At 62.0% G+C, this 15,205-nt stretch carries 15 protein-coding genes; 6 read left to right on the top strand and 9 right to left on the bottom strand.

Features of this window, described 5'->3' with window-relative positions; translation table 11 throughout:
• The first annotated feature begins 46 nt into the window (after positions 1-46).
• Both sucC and sucD read left to right on the top strand, forming a co-directional pair.
• Positions 47-1,237: an ADP-forming succinate--CoA ligase subunit beta gene (gene sucC, locus LDZ24_RS18575; protein ID WP_248322672.1), complete on the top strand. Its 1,191-nt coding sequence runs from the start codon at positions 47-49 to the stop codon at positions 1,235-1,237.
• Between the two features lie 12 nt (positions 1,238-1,249).
• A complete protein-coding gene (gene sucD, locus LDZ24_RS18580; protein WP_248322673.1) occupies positions 1,250-2,122 on the top strand; it encodes a succinate--CoA ligase subunit alpha in 873 nt (290 codons plus the stop codon).
• A 79-nt stretch (positions 2,123-2,201) separates the two neighbouring features.
• On the opposite strand, the gene LDZ24_RS18585 is transcribed toward sucD, so the two are convergent.
• From LDZ24_RS18585 to oxlT, 5 genes are all read right to left on the bottom strand, one after another.
• A complete protein-coding gene (locus tag LDZ24_RS18585; protein WP_175941041.1) occupies positions 2,202-2,933 on the bottom strand; it encodes a GntR family transcriptional regulator in 732 nt (243 codons plus the stop codon).
• Positions 2,923-3,144, bottom strand: coding sequence for a hypothetical protein (locus LDZ24_RS18590; RefSeq protein ID WP_248322674.1), 222 nt, complete (start codon positions 3,142-3,144; stop codon positions 2,923-2,925). The genes LDZ24_RS18585 and LDZ24_RS18590 overlap by 11 nt, the downstream gene beginning before the upstream one ends.
• Before the next feature lie 115 nt (positions 3,145-3,259).
• Positions 3,260-4,273, bottom strand: a complete 1,014-nt coding sequence (locus tag LDZ24_RS18595; RefSeq protein ID WP_206469224.1) for a 2-dehydropantoate 2-reductase — start codon at positions 4,271-4,273, stop codon at positions 3,260-3,262.
• 155 nt (positions 4,274-4,428) lie between these two features.
• Positions 4,429-5,373 (bottom strand): LysR family transcriptional regulator, encoded by a 945-nt coding sequence (locus LDZ24_RS18600; protein WP_248322675.1) that lies wholly within the window; start codon positions 5,371-5,373, stop codon positions 4,429-4,431.
• 22 nt (positions 5,374-5,395) lie between these two features.
• Positions 5,396-6,748: an oxalate/formate MFS antiporter gene (oxlT, locus tag LDZ24_RS18605; RefSeq protein WP_206469222.1), complete on the bottom strand. Its 1,353-nt coding sequence runs from the start codon at positions 6,746-6,748 to the stop codon at positions 5,396-5,398.
• A 402-nt stretch (positions 6,749-7,150) separates the two neighbouring features.
• On the opposite strand from oxlT, the gene LDZ24_RS18610 reads away from it, so the two are divergent.
• On the top strand, positions 7,151-8,095 hold the full coding sequence (locus LDZ24_RS18610) for a LysR family transcriptional regulator (protein WP_248323344.1): 945 nt from the start codon (positions 7,151-7,153) through the stop codon (positions 8,093-8,095).
• A gap of 97 nt (positions 8,096-8,192) precedes the next feature.
• The gene (locus tag LDZ24_RS18615; RefSeq protein ID WP_248322676.1) at positions 8,193-8,537 is read left to right on the top strand and encodes a hypothetical protein; all 345 of its coding nucleotides are present in this window, start codon (positions 8,193-8,195) and stop codon (positions 8,535-8,537) included.
• A gap of 98 nt (positions 8,538-8,635) precedes the next feature.
• Here the strand turns inward: LDZ24_RS18615 and LDZ24_RS18620 are convergent, their stop codons facing one another.
• The gene (locus tag LDZ24_RS18620) at positions 8,636-10,087 is read right to left on the bottom strand and encodes an aldehyde dehydrogenase family protein (RefSeq protein ID WP_248322677.1); all 1,452 of its coding nucleotides are present in this window, start codon (positions 10,085-10,087) and stop codon (positions 8,636-8,638) included.
• Between the two features lie 287 nt (positions 10,088-10,374).
• Here LDZ24_RS18620 and LDZ24_RS18625 point away from each other — a divergent pair, with 287 nt between their 5' ends.
• Entirely contained in the window at positions 10,375-10,770 is a 396-nt protein-coding gene (locus tag LDZ24_RS18625) for an RcnB family protein (RefSeq protein ID WP_248322678.1), read from the top strand.
• A gap of 57 nt (positions 10,771-10,827) precedes the next feature.
• On the opposite strand, the gene LDZ24_RS18630 is transcribed toward LDZ24_RS18625, so the two are convergent.
• Positions 10,828-11,187: an H-NS family nucleoid-associated regulatory protein gene (locus LDZ24_RS18630; RefSeq protein WP_248322679.1), complete on the bottom strand. Its 360-nt coding sequence runs from the start codon at positions 11,185-11,187 to the stop codon at positions 10,828-10,830.
• Between the two features lie 296 nt (positions 11,188-11,483).
• Positions 11,484-11,759, bottom strand: a complete 276-nt coding sequence (locus LDZ24_RS18635) for a hypothetical protein (protein WP_248322680.1) — start codon at positions 11,757-11,759, stop codon at positions 11,484-11,486.
• A 313-nt stretch (positions 11,760-12,072) separates the two neighbouring features.
• Here LDZ24_RS18635 and LDZ24_RS18640 point away from each other — a divergent pair, with 313 nt between their 5' ends.
• A complete protein-coding gene (locus LDZ24_RS18640) occupies positions 12,073-12,999 on the top strand; it encodes a lipopolysaccharide biosynthesis protein (RefSeq protein ID WP_371747435.1) in 927 nt (308 codons plus the stop codon).
• Between the two features lie 781 nt (positions 13,000-13,780).
• On the opposite strand, the gene LDZ24_RS18645 is transcribed toward LDZ24_RS18640, so the two are convergent.
• On the bottom strand, positions 13,781-14,536 hold the full coding sequence (locus LDZ24_RS18645) for a hypothetical protein (protein ID WP_248322682.1): 756 nt from the start codon (positions 14,534-14,536) through the stop codon (positions 13,781-13,783).
• Positions 14,537-15,205 lie beyond the last annotated feature (669 nt).

Genomic DNA, 15,205 nt, shown 5'->3' on the forward strand with positions numbered 1-15,205 from the left:
CCGGAGCGCTCGCTGTCAGCACGCGCCGGACGAAACAGGAGACGCAATGAACATTCACGAATACCAAGCGAAGGCGCTGCTGCGAAAGTACGGCGTCGCGGTGCCGCAAGGCCGCGTCGCCTTCACGACGCAGGAGGCCGCCGATGCCGCCAGCGCGCTCGGCGGCCCGGTCTGGGTCGTCAAGTCGCAGATTCATGCGGGGGGACGTGGCGCGGGCCGCTTTGCCAACGATCCTGATGGCAAAGGCGGCGTGCGCGTGGTGAAGTCGGTGGAAGACGTGCGCGAGAACGCGCGGAAGATGCTCTCGTCCGTGCTCGTGACGAAGCAGACCGGACCGGCCGGCAAGGAAGTGAAGCGCCTCTATATCGAAGAAGGCTGCGACATTGCGCGCGAGCTGTATCTCGGCATGCTGGTCGATCGGGCGACGTCGCGCATCACGGTCATGGCGTCGACAGAAGGCGGCATGGAGATCGAGGAAGTCGCGCATCGCACGCCCGAAAAGATTCTCAAGGTCGCGATCGATCCCGCGACCGGCCTTCAGCCTTTTCATACGCGGCAGGTCGCGTTCGGGCTGGGGCTCACTGGCGATCAGGTGAAAGCGGCGTCGAAGTTCATCGCCGCGCTGTATCAGGCGTTCGTCGATCTGGATGCTTCCGTGGTCGAAGTCAATCCGCTCGTGGTGACCGGTTCGGGCGACGTGATGGCGCTCGACGCGAAGCTCAATTTCGACGACAACGCGCTGTATCGCCATCCGGACGTCGAAGCCCTGCGCGACGAGGACGAAGAAGACCCCGCCGAAATCGAAGCCGCGAAGCACGGCCTCAACTACGTGAAGCTGGACGGCAGCATCGGCTGCATGGTGAACGGCGCGGGCCTGGCGATGGCCACCATGGACATCATCAAACTGTACGGCGGCGAGCCCGCGAACTTTCTGGACGTGGGCGGCGGCGCGACGCAGGAACGCGTCGCCACCGCGTTCAAGCTGATTCTGCGCGATGCGAAGGTGCAAGGCATCCTCGTCAACATCTTCGGCGGCATCATGCGCTGCGACGTGATCGCGCAAGGCGTCGTCGCGGCGGCGCGCGAAGTCGACTTGCGCGTGCCGCTCGTCGTGCGTCTGGCCGGCACGAACGTCGATGCGGGCCGCGAAATTCTGCGCACGTCCGGTCTCACCATCATCTCCGCCGACAATCTCGCCGATGCCGCCGACAAGATCGTCAGCGCCGTCCACCACTGAAAGGAAGCCACCATGAGCGTCTTGATCGACAAGAACACGAAGGTGATCTGCCAGGGCTTCACCGGCGCGCAAGGCACCTTTCACTCCGAACAGGCGATTGCCTACGGCACGCGAATGGTCGGCGGCGTCACGCCCGGCAAGGGCGGCACGACGCATCTCGACCTGCCGGTCTTCGACACAGTGGCCGATGCGGTCGCGAAAACGGGCGCCGACGCGTCCGTGATTTACGTGCCGCCGCCCTTCGCCGCCGATGCGATCCTCGAAGCCATCGACTCCGAAGTGCCGCTGATCGTCTGCATCACGGAAGGCATCCCGGTGCTCGACATGCTGCGCGTGAAGCGCGCGCTCGCGGGGTCGGCGAGCCGGCTCGTCGGGCCGAACTGTCCAGGCGTCATCACGCCGGGCGCGTGCAAGATCGGCATCATGCCGGGACACATTCATCAGCCGGGGAAAATCGGCGTGGTGTCGCGCTCGGGCACGCTGACCTACGAGGCTGTCGCGCAGACCACCGCGGCCGGGCTCGGCCAGACGACGTGCATCGGCATTGGCGGCGATCCGGTGAACGGGACGAACTTCATCGACTGCCTGTCGCTCTTTCTCGCCGACGACGCGACGGAAGGCATCATCATGATCGGCGAGATCGGCGGATCGGCGGAGGAAGAAGCGGCGCAGTTCCTGAGGGACGCGAAAACGAAAAAGCCGGTCGTCGGTTTCATCGCCGGCACGACCGCGCCGCCGGGACGCCGCATGGGCCACGCGGGCGCGATCATCTCGGGCGGATCGGGCACGGCGAGCGCGAAGATCGACGCGATGAAATCGGCGGGCATCCACGTCGCCGATTCGCCCGCGGCGCTCGGCGAAACGATGCTGCGGGCGATGCGCTAGCGCGTCTTGCGGGCGCAAAAAAAGGCCGCGCGGCGATTGCCGTGCGGCCTTTTGCTTTACTGCTCGCGCTGCTTGAAACTCAGTCCAGAAAGTCGCAATTCGCCTCGACGAACGCCGCGAGATCCAGCGAATGCTGCCGCACGAGCCGCTCGACGAGCTCGGTGTCGCGCTTCTCCAGCGCCTCGATGATGCGCATGTGATCGACGATCGAGCGCGACGCGCGGTCGCTCTGCGAGATCGTCATCTTCCGGATGGCGCGCACGTGCACGAAGATGTTCTTGATCGTGTCGAAGATGATCTGCGACTTCGACAGCCGCACGATGGCCTGGTGGAACGCGATATTCGCTTCCGAATACTCGTCGATATGCTCGGCCGGCGTGCTGTCGCGGAAATTGTCGAACATGTGGCGAAGCTGGGCAATTTCCTCGTCCGTCGCGCGCTGCGTGGCAAGGCGCGCCGCCATGCTTTCGAGCGCCGCCCACATGTGGATCATCTCGACGATCTCGCGCTTGGTCTTGCGCAGGATATACACCCCGCGGCGCGGCACCGTGCGCAGAAAGCCTTCCTGCTCCAGAAGCGTCATGGCCTCGCGGATAGGCGTTCGCGAGACGCCCAACGCTTCCGTCAGCTCTTTTTCGTCCAGACGGATTTCTTCCCGCGAACGGTAGATGTCCGCCTCCGCAATCGCCTGCCGCAGTTTCGCGTACGCCTGATCGCGCAGCGAAACCGTGGCGTTGATCGGCTCCAGCGAAAGCGTCAGCCCATTCGGGCGAACTTCCGGCCTGTCTACGGATTGAGTATCAGATGGCATTGATGGCTTGGTTTCCCATTTGCGGACGGTCCGCGACGACGCGCTTGCCCGAACCGCCGTTCTGGTCGTCCGCCGCGAGTCCGGCAAAGCGACCGTGTTCCTGTGCGCGCTGCAGCATGTCCTGCGGCACCGCCGACGCAATCATAAACGTAACGCTCACACCCACGGCAACCAGCGCGATTCCAACGACTACCAACAAGGCGATGCTCATTTCAGGCTCCGGTCAAAATCACTCAAGAGCCTCTAGTATATGTTGCGTCGCAGCAGGACGCAACATATTTTGCATCTTGTATATCAGAAACAACGCCGGCGTCCTTCGATCCAGTTTAGGCCGCTTTTTGCGTCTGCGGCGGCGCTGGAGCCCGCGCGGTTCCCTGATTCACCGCTTCGCGCAGCTTGATCAATGCGAGGACCGCATCGATCATCGGCGTCTCCACGTGCACCAGGCGGCCAATTTCCTGCACGACCGTAATGAGCGGGTCGATTTCCATTGGCCGGCCGGCTTCGCAGTCCATCAGCATCGACGTTTTATGCGCGCCGACCGCCCCCGCGCCGTTGATGCGCCGCTCCACGTCCACGCGGAAGTTGACGCCGATCTTGTCGCCGATCGCCTTTGCTTCCAGCATCATCGCCTTCGAGAGCGCGCGCGTGCCGGGGTCGCTCGTGAGGACATCGAGCGTCGCGTGCGTGAGCGCGCTGATCGGATTGAAACAGAGGTTGCCCCAGAGCTTCAGCCAGATTTCATCGCGGATGTTGTCGCGCATCGGCGCTTCCATGTCGGCGGCCGCCATGATGTCGTGCAGTGCCTGAAGGCGCGGCGTGATCTCCCCGCTCGGCTCGCCGATGGGAAACTTCTTGCCGTAGTGATGCTCGATGACGCCTGGCTCCGCGATTTCCGCCGCCGGCAGCAGCACGCAGCCGATGGCCCGCTCCGGCCCGAAGACGCTCCATTGCCTGCCGCCCGGATCGATGCTTTGCAGCGTCGTGCCGGCAAGCGCGCCGCCGTGCTGATAGAAGTACCAGTAAGGCAAGCCGTTGACCGCGGTGACGATGGCCGTATCCGGGCCGAGCAGCGGCGGCATCAGGTCGACCACGCCGGGCACCGAGTGCGCCTTCAACGCGATGATCACGTAGTCCTGCGGCCCGAGCTCGGCCGGATTGTTCGTGCAGCGCACCTTGACGGTGTGCTCTTCTCCATCGATTCGAAGCCGCACGCCGTTCGCCTGCATCGCCGCGAGGTGCGGCCCGCGCGCCACGAAGCTGACGTCCGCTCCGGCCCGCGCGAGTTGCGCACCCATGTAACCGCCGATGGCTCCGGCGCCATACACGCAGATCTTCATGCTCGTCTCCTAGAGTCGTAGTCTCGCACGCTTCTGATATACAAGATACTACATTCCACGTTCACCCAGGACAAGGCGATTCGTGCGGCGGCAGACGCGAAAACCCGCATGCGGCGGCGGCCTTGCGGTGTCGTCGGGATGAACGGACGCGTCGCTCAGGCCTCGACGGCCTGTGACGTGTTGAGAGTATGCGTCGAGGATGCGATGAAGTGTGACCAGACATGCGCCGCGCCCTCGCGCAGCGCGCGGCCACGGCGACGCACGATCATGACCGCGCGAGCGGCGTCGGGCACGAGGGGAATGAAGCGCGTGCGGGCGCTGTCGCAAGACAGACGAGCGTGCATCGGCAAAACGCCGACGCCGAGACCGGCCTCCGCCATGCGCGTCACCGCCACCGGCTGCGTCAGCCGCTGTCGCACTGCGCCCGCCACCGCGTGGCGCGCGAGCGTGGCTTCGACGGCGGCGAGGCTGGCGGTGTCGTCGTCGAGCAGAAGGAGCGGCGTGCCGCGCAACTGCGTCCACTCCAGACGCGCGGCGTCCGCCAGCCGATGCGACGCGCCGACCACCGCTGCGAAACCATCGGCGAAGAGCGGTTCGAAGGCGAGTTCGTCGAGATTGTCCGGCGCAATGACGACGCCGATTTCCGCCTCGCCCGAGCGCACGAGTTGCAGCACGGCGCTCTGCGGCCGGTCGATCACGGTGATCGACAGATCCGGCAGCCGCTCTTTGCACGATGCGAGCAGCGCGGGAAGCACGCTCGCCGTCAGGCCGCAACTGCTCGCCACGTGGACAATGCCCTGCCCTTGACTGTCGGCGCGCGGCCGCAGCGTCGCTTCCAGTTCTTCGACGAGCGGCGCGATGCGCGCCAGCAGCTTGCGTCCGGTGTCGGTGAGCGTGACCTGGCGCGTGGTCCGGTCGAACAGCCGCAGCGCGATTTCGTCTTCGAGTTCTCGAATGCTGCGGCTCACCGCCGATTGGGTAATGCCGAATTCGTCGCCGGCGCGAGTGAAGCTGCGGTATCGCGCGAGCGTCACGAAAAGCCGCAACTGATGCAGCGACACCGAAAGCGCATGCGCGGGAGCGGCCGGGCGTTCGCGCATGCGCTGCGTTCCTCAGCGTTGGTTATTGAACCGACGTCTTGCCCGGCGCTTCGGGCCAGCCCGCCTGAAACGACGCGTTGATCGACGAATCGCCCGAGGTGGCGGCGACCGTGTTCTCGATCCAGCGCTTTCTCATCGGAGCGAGCACGAATTTCGCGCACAGACCGGCGCAGATCGACGTCGTCGCGGCCGTGATGAACACCGCATTCCACGATCCGACCGACGCGAGCACCGATGCCAGCGGCACCAGCATGGAGGCCGTGCCCTTCGCCGTGTACAGCGTGCCCGCGTTGGCGGCGGCGTACTTGCTGCCGAAGGTGTCCGCGCAGGTCGCCGGGAAGATCGAGAAGATTTCGCCCCAGCAGAGGAACGTCATCGCGGCGAACAGCATGAAGAGATACGGATGATGGCCGAACTGCATCAGCCCGAGCAGCGCCACGCCCTCGCCCAGGAAGATGATGAACATCGTGTTCTCCCGGCCGATCTTGTCCGAGATGAAGCCGCACAGCGGACGCGTGAAGCCGTTGCAGAGATTGTCGATGGAAAGCGTCATCGCGAGCAGCGGCAGCGTGATGCCGAACAGGTTCACCGGCATCTTCGCGAAGCCGTATTCCTTCGCGATCGGCCCGAACTGCGCCGTGGCGATCACGCCGCCCGCCGCGACGAACACGAACATCAGGTAGAGCACCCAGAAGAGCGGCGAGCGCACCATCTGTCCGGTCGTGTAGTCGATTTTGGTGGACACAATCCGCTTGGCCGGCGCCACATGCACCGGGGGCTTCGGACGCACGAGCATCAGCGCGAGCAGGAAGATGCACACGCCCTGGAAGATGCCGAAGAACATGAACGCGTGCTCGTAGCCCGAGGACTGGATCATGTTCGAGATCGGGATCACCGTGACCGCCGCGCCGGCGCCGAAGCCCGCCGCCGTCAGACCCGCCGCGAGACCGCGCTTGTCCGGGAACCACTTGAGCGCCGTGCCGACGCACGTGCCGTACACGCATCCCGCGCCGATGCCCGCGATGACCGCCGCGATATAGAGATGGACGAGGCTCGTCGCGTGCGCGTCGATGACCCAGCCGATGGCCGCGCACACCGATCCGCCGATCACGACCGGACGCGGCCCGAACTTGTCGACGAGCCAGCCTTCGACCGGCACGAGCCAGGTTTCCGTGACGATGAAGATGGTGAACGCCGTCTGGATGGCCGCTTGACCCCAATGGTGCTTGGCATCCATCGGTACGACGAAAAGGGTCCAGGCGTACTGGAGATTGGCGACGAGGCCCATGCATAGAATGCCGATCGCCAGCTGGATCCAACGGTTGTGATGACGCCCGTGCGACTGCCCGGACACCACCGTGTCTGCGCTTGCCATGTCTGTCTCCGATATCTGTCTCTGCGCTCGTGCGGCGCTTGGTGTACAGCGAGATCACCGGCGCGGGGCCGGCGGGCGTTGCGGTCGGTCAGGGAAGGTGCTCCGGCCAGGCGGCGCGGGCGTGGCGTCGCGTGTCCAGAAGGGCGATGGGTTCGCCCTGGGGGCCAACATCCGCGTTAGGCGATCGAAGAATCATTTCGAGCGATTCCCAAGAAGTCCGGATGGTCGATGCAGCCCTGTCGGGCTCGATGCTGCGTGCTCTGCGGCGCTCTTGCGTCGGCTGAAAACTGGCTTACAACTGCGGGGCACGTGAAAGCATCGTGGGGGACAAAAATGATTAAGGAAAGTTAAAAAAAATTATTGTATAAGTTAGCTATCGTGAATGGATGAGGGCCTGCCGTGCTGCGAAATGCCACTCTGCGCCAACTCAAAATCTTCGAAACGGTCGCGCGACGCCTGAGTTTTTCGCGGGCGGCGGAAGAGCTCTATCTCACGCAGCCGGCCGTCTCCACGCAGGTCAAGCAACTCGAAGAGCACGCCGGCTTGCCTCTTTTCGAACAGCTCGGCAAGAAAATCTATCTCACTCCGGCCGGGAACGAAATGCTCCATTACAGCAGGGCGATCCTCGAGCAATTCCGCGAAGCCGACGACGCAATGGCGCGTCTCAAGGGTATTTCCGGAGGCACGCTCAACGTCGCCGTGATCAGCGCGGGCGATTACTTCTTTCCTCGTCTGCTGGCCGAATTCACTAAACGTAATACGGATGTCCGCCTCAATCTCGCCGTGCATAACCGCGAGGAACTGCTGCATCAACTGTCCGACAATTTGACGGATCTCGCCGTCATGGTGCGTCCGCCGCGCGATATGGATACGGTCAATGTGTCGTTTGCGCCGCACCCTTATGTGATCGTCGCGCCGCCGGACCATCCGCTGGTCGGACAAAGCGATATTCCGCTGGAGTCGCTTGCCGATGAACCTTTCATCGTGCGCGAGCGTGGCTCCGATACGTGGAATTCAATGGAAGAAGGCTTCGCCGGCAGGCTCACAAATCTGAACGTCGCGATGGAGATCACGAGCACGGAGACCATCAAGCAGGCCGTGATCGCCGGAATGGGACTGAGTTTTTTATCCGCGCATACCATCAGCATGGAATTGCAAGTCGGCAAACTGGCCGTGCTGGATATAGAAGGCTTTCCCGTGATGCTCAACTGGTTTGTCGTGCATCGCAACAACAAGCGCTTGCCGCCGGTGGCGCTCGCGTTCAAACGGTTTCTGATCGAAGAAGGCGCCGCGCAGATCGAAGCGATCACGCATATCGTCGCCAAGACGGGTAAACCCGATTCATAACCGAAGCTAAATGGATAGCCGAAGAAACTTTGACTGTCCTGTATGAATGGCTTTTTCTATCCTGCGTGTATGCCCTGCGGCCACTGAGGAGACGATCATGAGCCAAGCCATGCACAACGACGACCGCGAAGTTCAGGCGCAAGTCTGCGCGTTCAATACCGCTTTCGAAGAACTCGACCTGATGTTCCGCTGGGACGCGGACACGTATCGCTCGCTGGCATCGGCGGACAGCGACTACGGAAAGATCGCGCAGTACATCGGAACGCAGTGTCCGCATTTGCTCAAGGCGTATAGCGCGGAGTTTCTCTGCCAGGCGATCGTCGAGCGCAAGAACATGACGATCGAGGCGTGCCGGCAGAACACGGTTCAATACGAAGACAGCACGCAGCGCGCTCGGCTTTGGCGGGCGCGCGACCAGGAAGGAGCGCAGGCGCGCGTTTAAGTCTTTCCTCGTCGATGTACTCAGGGCGGCTTCGGCCGCCTTTTGCGCTTTGTTCGAGAGCCACCGCGCGTGTTCGACGCGCGGCGGTCATCGGTCGCTCAGGGCGTCAGCGACACCCACACTGCCTTCGGCTCCGTGAAGTTCTCGATGGCCACGTCGCCATGCTCGCGGCCGAAGCCTGAATCGCCCGAGCCGCCCCACGGCAACCGGACGTCCGTGTAGCCGTAGGTATTGACCCAGACAGTGCCCGCCTTGAGTCCGGCCGCCATGCGATGCACCCGTCCGATATCCGCGCTCCACACGCCGGCGGCGAGACTGTAGGCGGTGCCATTGGCGATGCGCAGCGCGTCCGCTTCGTCGTCGAAAGGAATGACGCTCGCCACCGGACCGAAGATCTCTTCCTGCGAGATGCGCATTTCGTGCTCGACGTTCGCGAACACCGTCGGCTCGACGAAGTAGCCGCGCTCGCCCGAGCGCCGCCCGCCCGTCACGAGCGACGCGCCCTCGCCCTTGCCGATATCGACGTAATCGAGCACGGTCTTCATCTGCTTGGCGGAGATCAGCGGTCCCATGTTCGTCTCGCGCTTCGATGGATCGCCGAGTTTGATGGTTTGCGCGCGCTGGGAAAGGCGCTCGACCACGTCGTCGTAGGCGGCGCGCTGCACCAGCACGCGCGAGCCCGCCGAGCACACTTGTCCCGCGTTAAAGAAGATGCCCGATGCCGCGGCGCGCACCGCGCTGTCGATGTTGGCATCGGCGAAGATGACGTTGGCCGACTTGCCGCCCAACTCCAGCGTCACGCGCTTGAAGTTGCCCGCCGCGCCTTGCAGGATGCCCCGCCCGACCGAAGGCGAACCGGTGAAGGTGATCTTGTCGATGCCCGGATGCGCGACCATCGAATCTCCGACCACCGAGCCCTTGCCCGTGACGATGTTCAGCACGCCCGGCGGCACGCCCGCTTCGAGCGCGAGGCGGCCGACCATCAGCGCGGACAGCGGCGTGATCTCGGCGGGCTTCACGATCAGCGTGCAACCGCACGCGAGCGCCGGCGCGATCTTCCACATGCCGATCATCAGCGGGAAATTCCACGGGACGATGGCGCCCACTACGCCCACCGGCTCGCGCACCGTGTACGTCAGCGCGTCGGGCCGCGCCGGCACGACCTGACCGTTGATCTTGTCGCACCAGCCGGCGTAGTACGCGAGCGTATCGATGGCGGCGGGCACGTCCTGGCGCTGGACGCCGGCAATGGGCTTGCCCGCATCGAGGCTTTCGAGCGCGGCGAGCTCTTCCTGATTCTCGCGGAGCAGCTCGGCAAGCCGCATCAAGATGCGGCCGCGCTCGGCGGCGCGAATGGCGTTCCAGGGTTTCAATGCGGCGCGCGCTGCCTGCACGGCGCGGTCCACATCGGCCGACGTGCCCTGCGCGACATACGCGATGGGCTCTTCGGTCGCGGGATCGAGATTGGTCGAATATTCGCCGCCGCTCGGCGCGACGAATTCGCCGCCTATCAATAACTCATAGCGCTTCAAATCCGCTCTGCTTTCCATGTCTCGCTCCATGCTTTATTAAATCGTTTCATGGTGAGCCAGAAAGCCGCTCGACGATAGAAAAACATTTTTATTGTTCTTATTCAGCGTCATCTATGGGCGGATATGACGTCGCTATTGTCGATCCGTTCGAGCTTGCTGCCCGATGCGCGTAATGCGAAGTAAGCGTTGCTTACACAATCTCACGTCATCGCGCCGCCTTGCAAAGTAGAGTGACCGCCTGTTCGCGCACAAGGGCAATAACCCTGGCGAGCGATCAATCACTACTCTACGAGGATAAACGTTCCATGAAAAAACGAATCATCGTTGCGCTGTTGTCTGCTGGTCTCGGCCTTTCTGCGGGCGCGAGTTTCGCGCAGCAGTGGCACGGCCCGGATGAGAATCACGGTCCTGGAGCCAATCACGCGCCGATGATGCACGGCCACGACGCACACGACGGCCACGATGCACACGACGGGCCCCGCCCGCCGGAGCATGCGGATCGCGACCGCGGTCATCCGGACTGGCACAAGGGCGATCGCCTTTCGAGCGAATATCGCGACCATCAGTATGTGGTCGACGATTGGCGCGGCCACGGCCTGCGTCAGCCGCCGCGCGGATATCAGTGGGTCGGCGTCGGCGCGGACTACGTGCTCGTCGCCGCAGCGACCGGCCTGATCGCCCAAGTCGTATTGGCGCAGTAAGACGGCGCTCGCGCGCGCGGGATGGGCTTACGCGAAGCCTTCAGCCCTGTGCGCGCTTCAGTCTTCGTCCGCGAAAAGCGAAGCCTGTGAAGCCTGTCGCGGCGACAGGCTCGCGGACCGTTCGACCAGAAACGCGTTGCGATCCTTGCCCGCAATCCACTGCGGCGCGCGACCGCGCCCACTCCACGTCGCACCGCTTTCCGGATCGCGATACTTGATGGCCGCGTCCGGTGCCGAATACTGCGTGCCCGGCTTACGGCCCATCAGTTCGTTCAACGAGATGCCGTACTGACGCATCTTCTGGACGATCTCGATCAGCGCGAGGCGCTCTTCTTTGCGCCGTGCTTCGGCCAGGTCCTTCTCCAGCGACTCCCTTTGCGCCATCAACTCGGCGACTTGCGGACTTCTGTACGTCATGTTCGTGATGTGCGATTAGATTGGCAGCGGCCCATGCCCCGCCGCCGCGACAAAAACGAGAGGCTATCATGATCGGGCTCGGCGCGAGCAGTCGGCGCCAATTGCTCCCTGGCGCACTTTTCTCAGTCGCACACACGAATCCTCATATCGATGTCCGTCATTCGTTGTCCGAATCAATGCAGAACGCGGTGAATCTCTTTTCCCTCAATGGATACGCCGTTTCGCCGCATGATGTCACTTTAATAAGGATGTCGAAATGTCTGGCGAGTCCGCACGCAATGATTTGCGCTGAAGGTTTACATCGAAGCGAGAACGAAGTAATCTTTCGCCGCTGCCTCGGGTTCCCGGCAACGCTTGCCTATTTGACGCATCGCTTCGCATAGAACGGGTAAATCTGACTGCTCAGTATCGATGCGGCGGATTCGAGTCAGCGTGGATCGACCGCGCTGCTTGCATGCATCGCCGCGAATCCGCCTTTCATGTGCGATGAGTCGCGCATGACCGAACGCATCGGCGATCTTTTTGTTCGCCCTTGACTGCCTTGCTTCTGGCTGGCAGTGAGTTTCAACCATCTGCTTCATCCATTCGTGGGTTGATGTGCGCCGCGATGCCTTTTCAGCGCGGCCTGCTTCCCTTTACGTCCGAGCCATCTGAGACGATGAAAGCACACTCCCATCGTGCGGACTCGGCATGCATTTAGTACAACTAATAACCATGAAAAAATCGACTCGTCCTTGCTCCTTCGTTACCCGGCCCTTCACGTCGCTCAGGCGCGGCGCGGTAGTCAGCGCGGTAATGACGAGCCTGTTGCTTGCAGCCTGCGGCGGAGAAAGCGGAAGTTCCGTTGACGCAGCCACCGACAAGAGCAGCACGCTCGCAGCGACGGTGAAAAGTGCGAACACCAACGGCTCGATCTTCTATGGCATGAATGGCCACAACAACAGCGGCGGCGCATACGACCGTTCCAGCCCTGAGACGCAGCTTTCGCAACTCCGCGATCTCGGCGCGACGATCTACCGGAACGAGGTCTACAACGAGGCTTCGGCGAACAAGCTCGCGGGCATTGCACGAACCATGGCGGACGGCGGCGTGACCGTCTATCCGGTCATGCTGCTGGGTCTTGGCTATAGCAACGAGCAAGATGCGTATAACGCGGGCTATAGGCTCGGCAAACAGACGGCGAGCGCCTACCACTACAAGTACTACGAGGTCGGCAACGAACTGGAGGCGCGCACGCTAAACGGAAATGTCGACGGCGTCTATTGGCAACACTACGACAATCACCGCTACGAGATTGCACGAGGCATCATTCGCGGCCTGATTGCGGGCGTCAGGTCGGAGGACACGGAAGGGAAGATCGTTCTGGGCGGCACGTGGCTGCACTATGCGTTCTACCAGATGCTGGGCGATGGTTCGCAGCCTGACGGCTCGTGGGGCCATCCAACCGTGAACTGGGACATTACGGCATGGCACTGGTACTCGAACGAAGGCGATATCACCAACGCTTGCGGCGGTACGGGCTGCCACGACGTGCTCGCGGTGCTGCATCAAATGGGCAAGCCGATATGGATCAATGAATTCGGCGTGCGCCCGAGCCTGGGATCGCTTTTGCAGATCGCAAGGTATCTCACGGGCGGCGACATGATGTCGGAATATGTGAACGTCGCTTCGAAGTACAACATCCAGTCGATTCAGGCATACGAGCTCTACGACGATGCGGAAGGCGCGTATGGAATGATGCGGGGCGACGGGCATACGCAGAAGCCGGCGTATGCGTCTTATCGGGATTTTGTGCGGAATCATCCGCGGTGATGGGGTTGTGAGGGGGCGGGGCGTCGAGAACTCACCGTCGTTAGGGCCGAAGCCGCGAGGCTTCCAGAGTCCGAGCGCGAGTCGGTCGTCGATCGAGCGGCGACGACCGACATCCGATTTGTAATCAACAGCGGTATCCGGAGGCAACGATGAATGAAGTTATCGCGCCTCGGATGCGGAACCTACACTTACGTGTTTGCGCCCCTCTAGTCGTCGATGAATGCGCTCCGAATGTCGCACCGTTATTCTATTGAACGAGGGGTAGCAAGTGCAACGATGGCAGGACCGTGCTTTAATTAACCATACCGTAGCCCACGTGACGGCAACGACGTTCTCTTGACAATGGCTACCTATCTTGCCAAGCAGATCTAGCCGGACAAAACGATCTACCCGCCACCCCGACCGCCTTCAGACACGCAATTTCATTCAACGACCCACCACACCGACGACGCTCGACGACGTGTCGCAAATGGTCACCACTGCCGGTCACCGGTGACCATGTTCAACGCGACCATCGATGGACTACGCTATTACGAGGTTGCGTATCGCTGGACGGGGCCGAGTCGAATGCGGCATAGAAGTCACCGCCGTACTGAGCCAACCGGGCAACTGGTATTCGCTCGTTACTTGGCTCAATCATAAGACCCGGCAAATCATCGGCGTGTCGTCGCCAATGGTCGCGTTTTCCTTTCTTGCCGCTTTTGCTTTTGGCGGCGTTTCTATCGCTGCATACCGAAGTCACCGGCACTGCAGGCCATCAGGTGTGGGCTCGGTCCTCGCACTAGTGGCCTCGAGCCTTTGGCGGTTGCAGGCCTGGCACCGCGCTTGCCGAATCTATCGCCTCCTGCAAAGCACAGCCGTCGAACGATGCAGTATGAGCGCGGATGTTGATGGTGCATTCTTCGCGAAGCTGTCGCCGCCTGCTTGCGGGCCTTCGTTGGGAGCCTCGTGGCGACTTCGAGACACCAGTTTCGGACTCGAGTTCCGATTCCGCATCGAGCAGCTCAGTGATGCTGTATTGCTCGTCGTTCGCGTCGGCAACGTTGCGACTGACGTAAAGCTCGAGTATCTCCAGCATATCCTTGAAGCCTCGCGTTGAAAGCGCTTTTGCCATCAACATGAAGTCGCGTCCGTTGGCAGCAAGCGCGTCGCCATCACTCTCTGGCCCTTGCATCAGATCTTTCAACAAGTGCAGCACTCGCAAACGATCGTCGGGAGGTAGATTCAAGCCGAACATGGCCTGCGAATTCGAGAAAGTGCTGAATTCGTTGCGGAACTCTGCATCGGCCGTGTACCGTTCGATCAATGCCGCTAGCAAATGCCCCTTCTCCGAATCAGGATCGAGCCCTGACCGCGTAACGACTTGGCGGATACGCTCGCTCGTCAGCGCCTGGAAACCCATCGGCACAGTTGTCTGCACGTCAGACGGCGGCCCTGAAGGCGGCATGCTTCGCATATCCAGCGCATATGCGCTTGCCGCCGTGAAAAAAACAGGAGCAACCCATAGAGACTTCGCTCCAATCTCATCTTGCTTCAATCTTCAGAATCTACACAAACACCTGCTGCACCTCGCCGGTAGGCGAATCCAGCTAGGGGCGCGTTAAAGATCGTCAGCGCTTCCTCGAGGGGCGGCTCGTAAATAGGTTCGGAGGGTATCGGACTGAACGTGCGCCAAATAACGGCTGTCATGGCGGTCACCGGACCGCCCGCGACGTCAGGTATCTGCATCTACCATCACTTCCGATGAGCCGCTTAAAGACGCAAAGGTGACCCTCATCAAGAAGCGCTTCGAGGTCACTGACGTGTGTCGATACAGATTCCAAACTTTCGAGTAACAGCGACAAGATTTCAGGCTGTCTCCCGACCACATTCCTTCGCGAGCGAACCTCTCACATGGGAAACTGACTATTCCCAGCCGCGTCGCCTTGACTACATTTGGACCCGCCCTTCTTTGAAGTCCTTGTGCGATGTCTTCGTCCGCATCGTGAACCTATGTGCGCGCAGATAAACGCGTCCAGCGCAGCACAGCCGTACCCGAGGCCAAGTACGGAGCGTCACTCGCCCAACATCACGAGCCCCGTGACGTTGTATTGGACGTCGATCTCTTCGAGGGTGGACGGCAGTACTGCCGCAGCCGCTTGGCGAGCCTATCAACCGATACCGTCGATTCGCAGCCTGCTCGTGACCATCAATGCCAATGATTCGC

Origin of the sequence: Caballeronia sp. Sq4a (assembly GCF_023170545.1) — a bacterium.
Lineage (GTDB): Bacteria > Pseudomonadota > Gammaproteobacteria > Burkholderiales > Burkholderiaceae > Caballeronia.

What these genes read in the sequence shown, in the direction of transcription:
- sucD (WP_248322673.1), top strand. Translation starts at nt 1,250, where the DNA reads ATGAGCGTCTTGATCGACAAGAACACGAAGGTGATCTGCCAGGGCTTC.
- sucC (WP_248322672.1), top strand. Translation starts at nt 47, where the DNA reads ATGAACATTCACGAATACCAAGCGAAGGCGCTGCTGCGAAAGTACGGC.
- oxlT (WP_206469222.1), bottom strand. Translation starts at nt 6,748, where the DNA reads ATGGCAAGCGCAGACACGGTGGTGTCCGGGCAGTCGCACGGGCGTCAT.
- LDZ24_RS18630 (WP_248322679.1), bottom strand. Translation starts at nt 11,187, where the DNA reads ATGACGTACAGAAGTCCGCAAGTCGCCGAGTTGATGGCGCAAAGGGAG.
- LDZ24_RS18620 (WP_248322677.1), bottom strand. Translation starts at nt 10,087, where the DNA reads ATGGAAAGCAGAGCGGATTTGAAGCGCTATGAGTTATTGATAGGCGGC.
- LDZ24_RS18585 (WP_175941041.1), bottom strand. Translation starts at nt 2,933, where the DNA reads ATGCCATCTGATACTCAATCCGTAGACAGGCCGGAAGTTCGCCCGAAT.
- LDZ24_RS18600 (WP_248322675.1), bottom strand. Translation starts at nt 5,373, where the DNA reads ATGCGCGAACGCCCGGCCGCTCCCGCGCATGCGCTTTCGGTGTCGCTG.
- LDZ24_RS18625 (WP_248322678.1), top strand. Translation starts at nt 10,375, where the DNA reads ATGAAAAAACGAATCATCGTTGCGCTGTTGTCTGCTGGTCTCGGCCTT.
- LDZ24_RS18615 (WP_248322676.1), top strand. Translation starts at nt 8,193, where the DNA reads ATGAGCCAAGCCATGCACAACGACGACCGCGAAGTTCAGGCGCAAGTC.
- LDZ24_RS18590 (WP_248322674.1), bottom strand. Translation starts at nt 3,144, where the DNA reads ATGAGCATCGCCTTGTTGGTAGTCGTTGGAATCGCGCTGGTTGCCGTG.
- LDZ24_RS18595 (WP_206469224.1), bottom strand. Translation starts at nt 4,273, where the DNA reads ATGAAGATCTGCGTGTATGGCGCCGGAGCCATCGGCGGTTACATGGGT.
- LDZ24_RS18635 (WP_248322680.1), bottom strand. Translation starts at nt 11,759, where the DNA reads ATGGTTGAAACTCACTGCCAGCCAGAAGCAAGGCAGTCAAGGGCGAAC.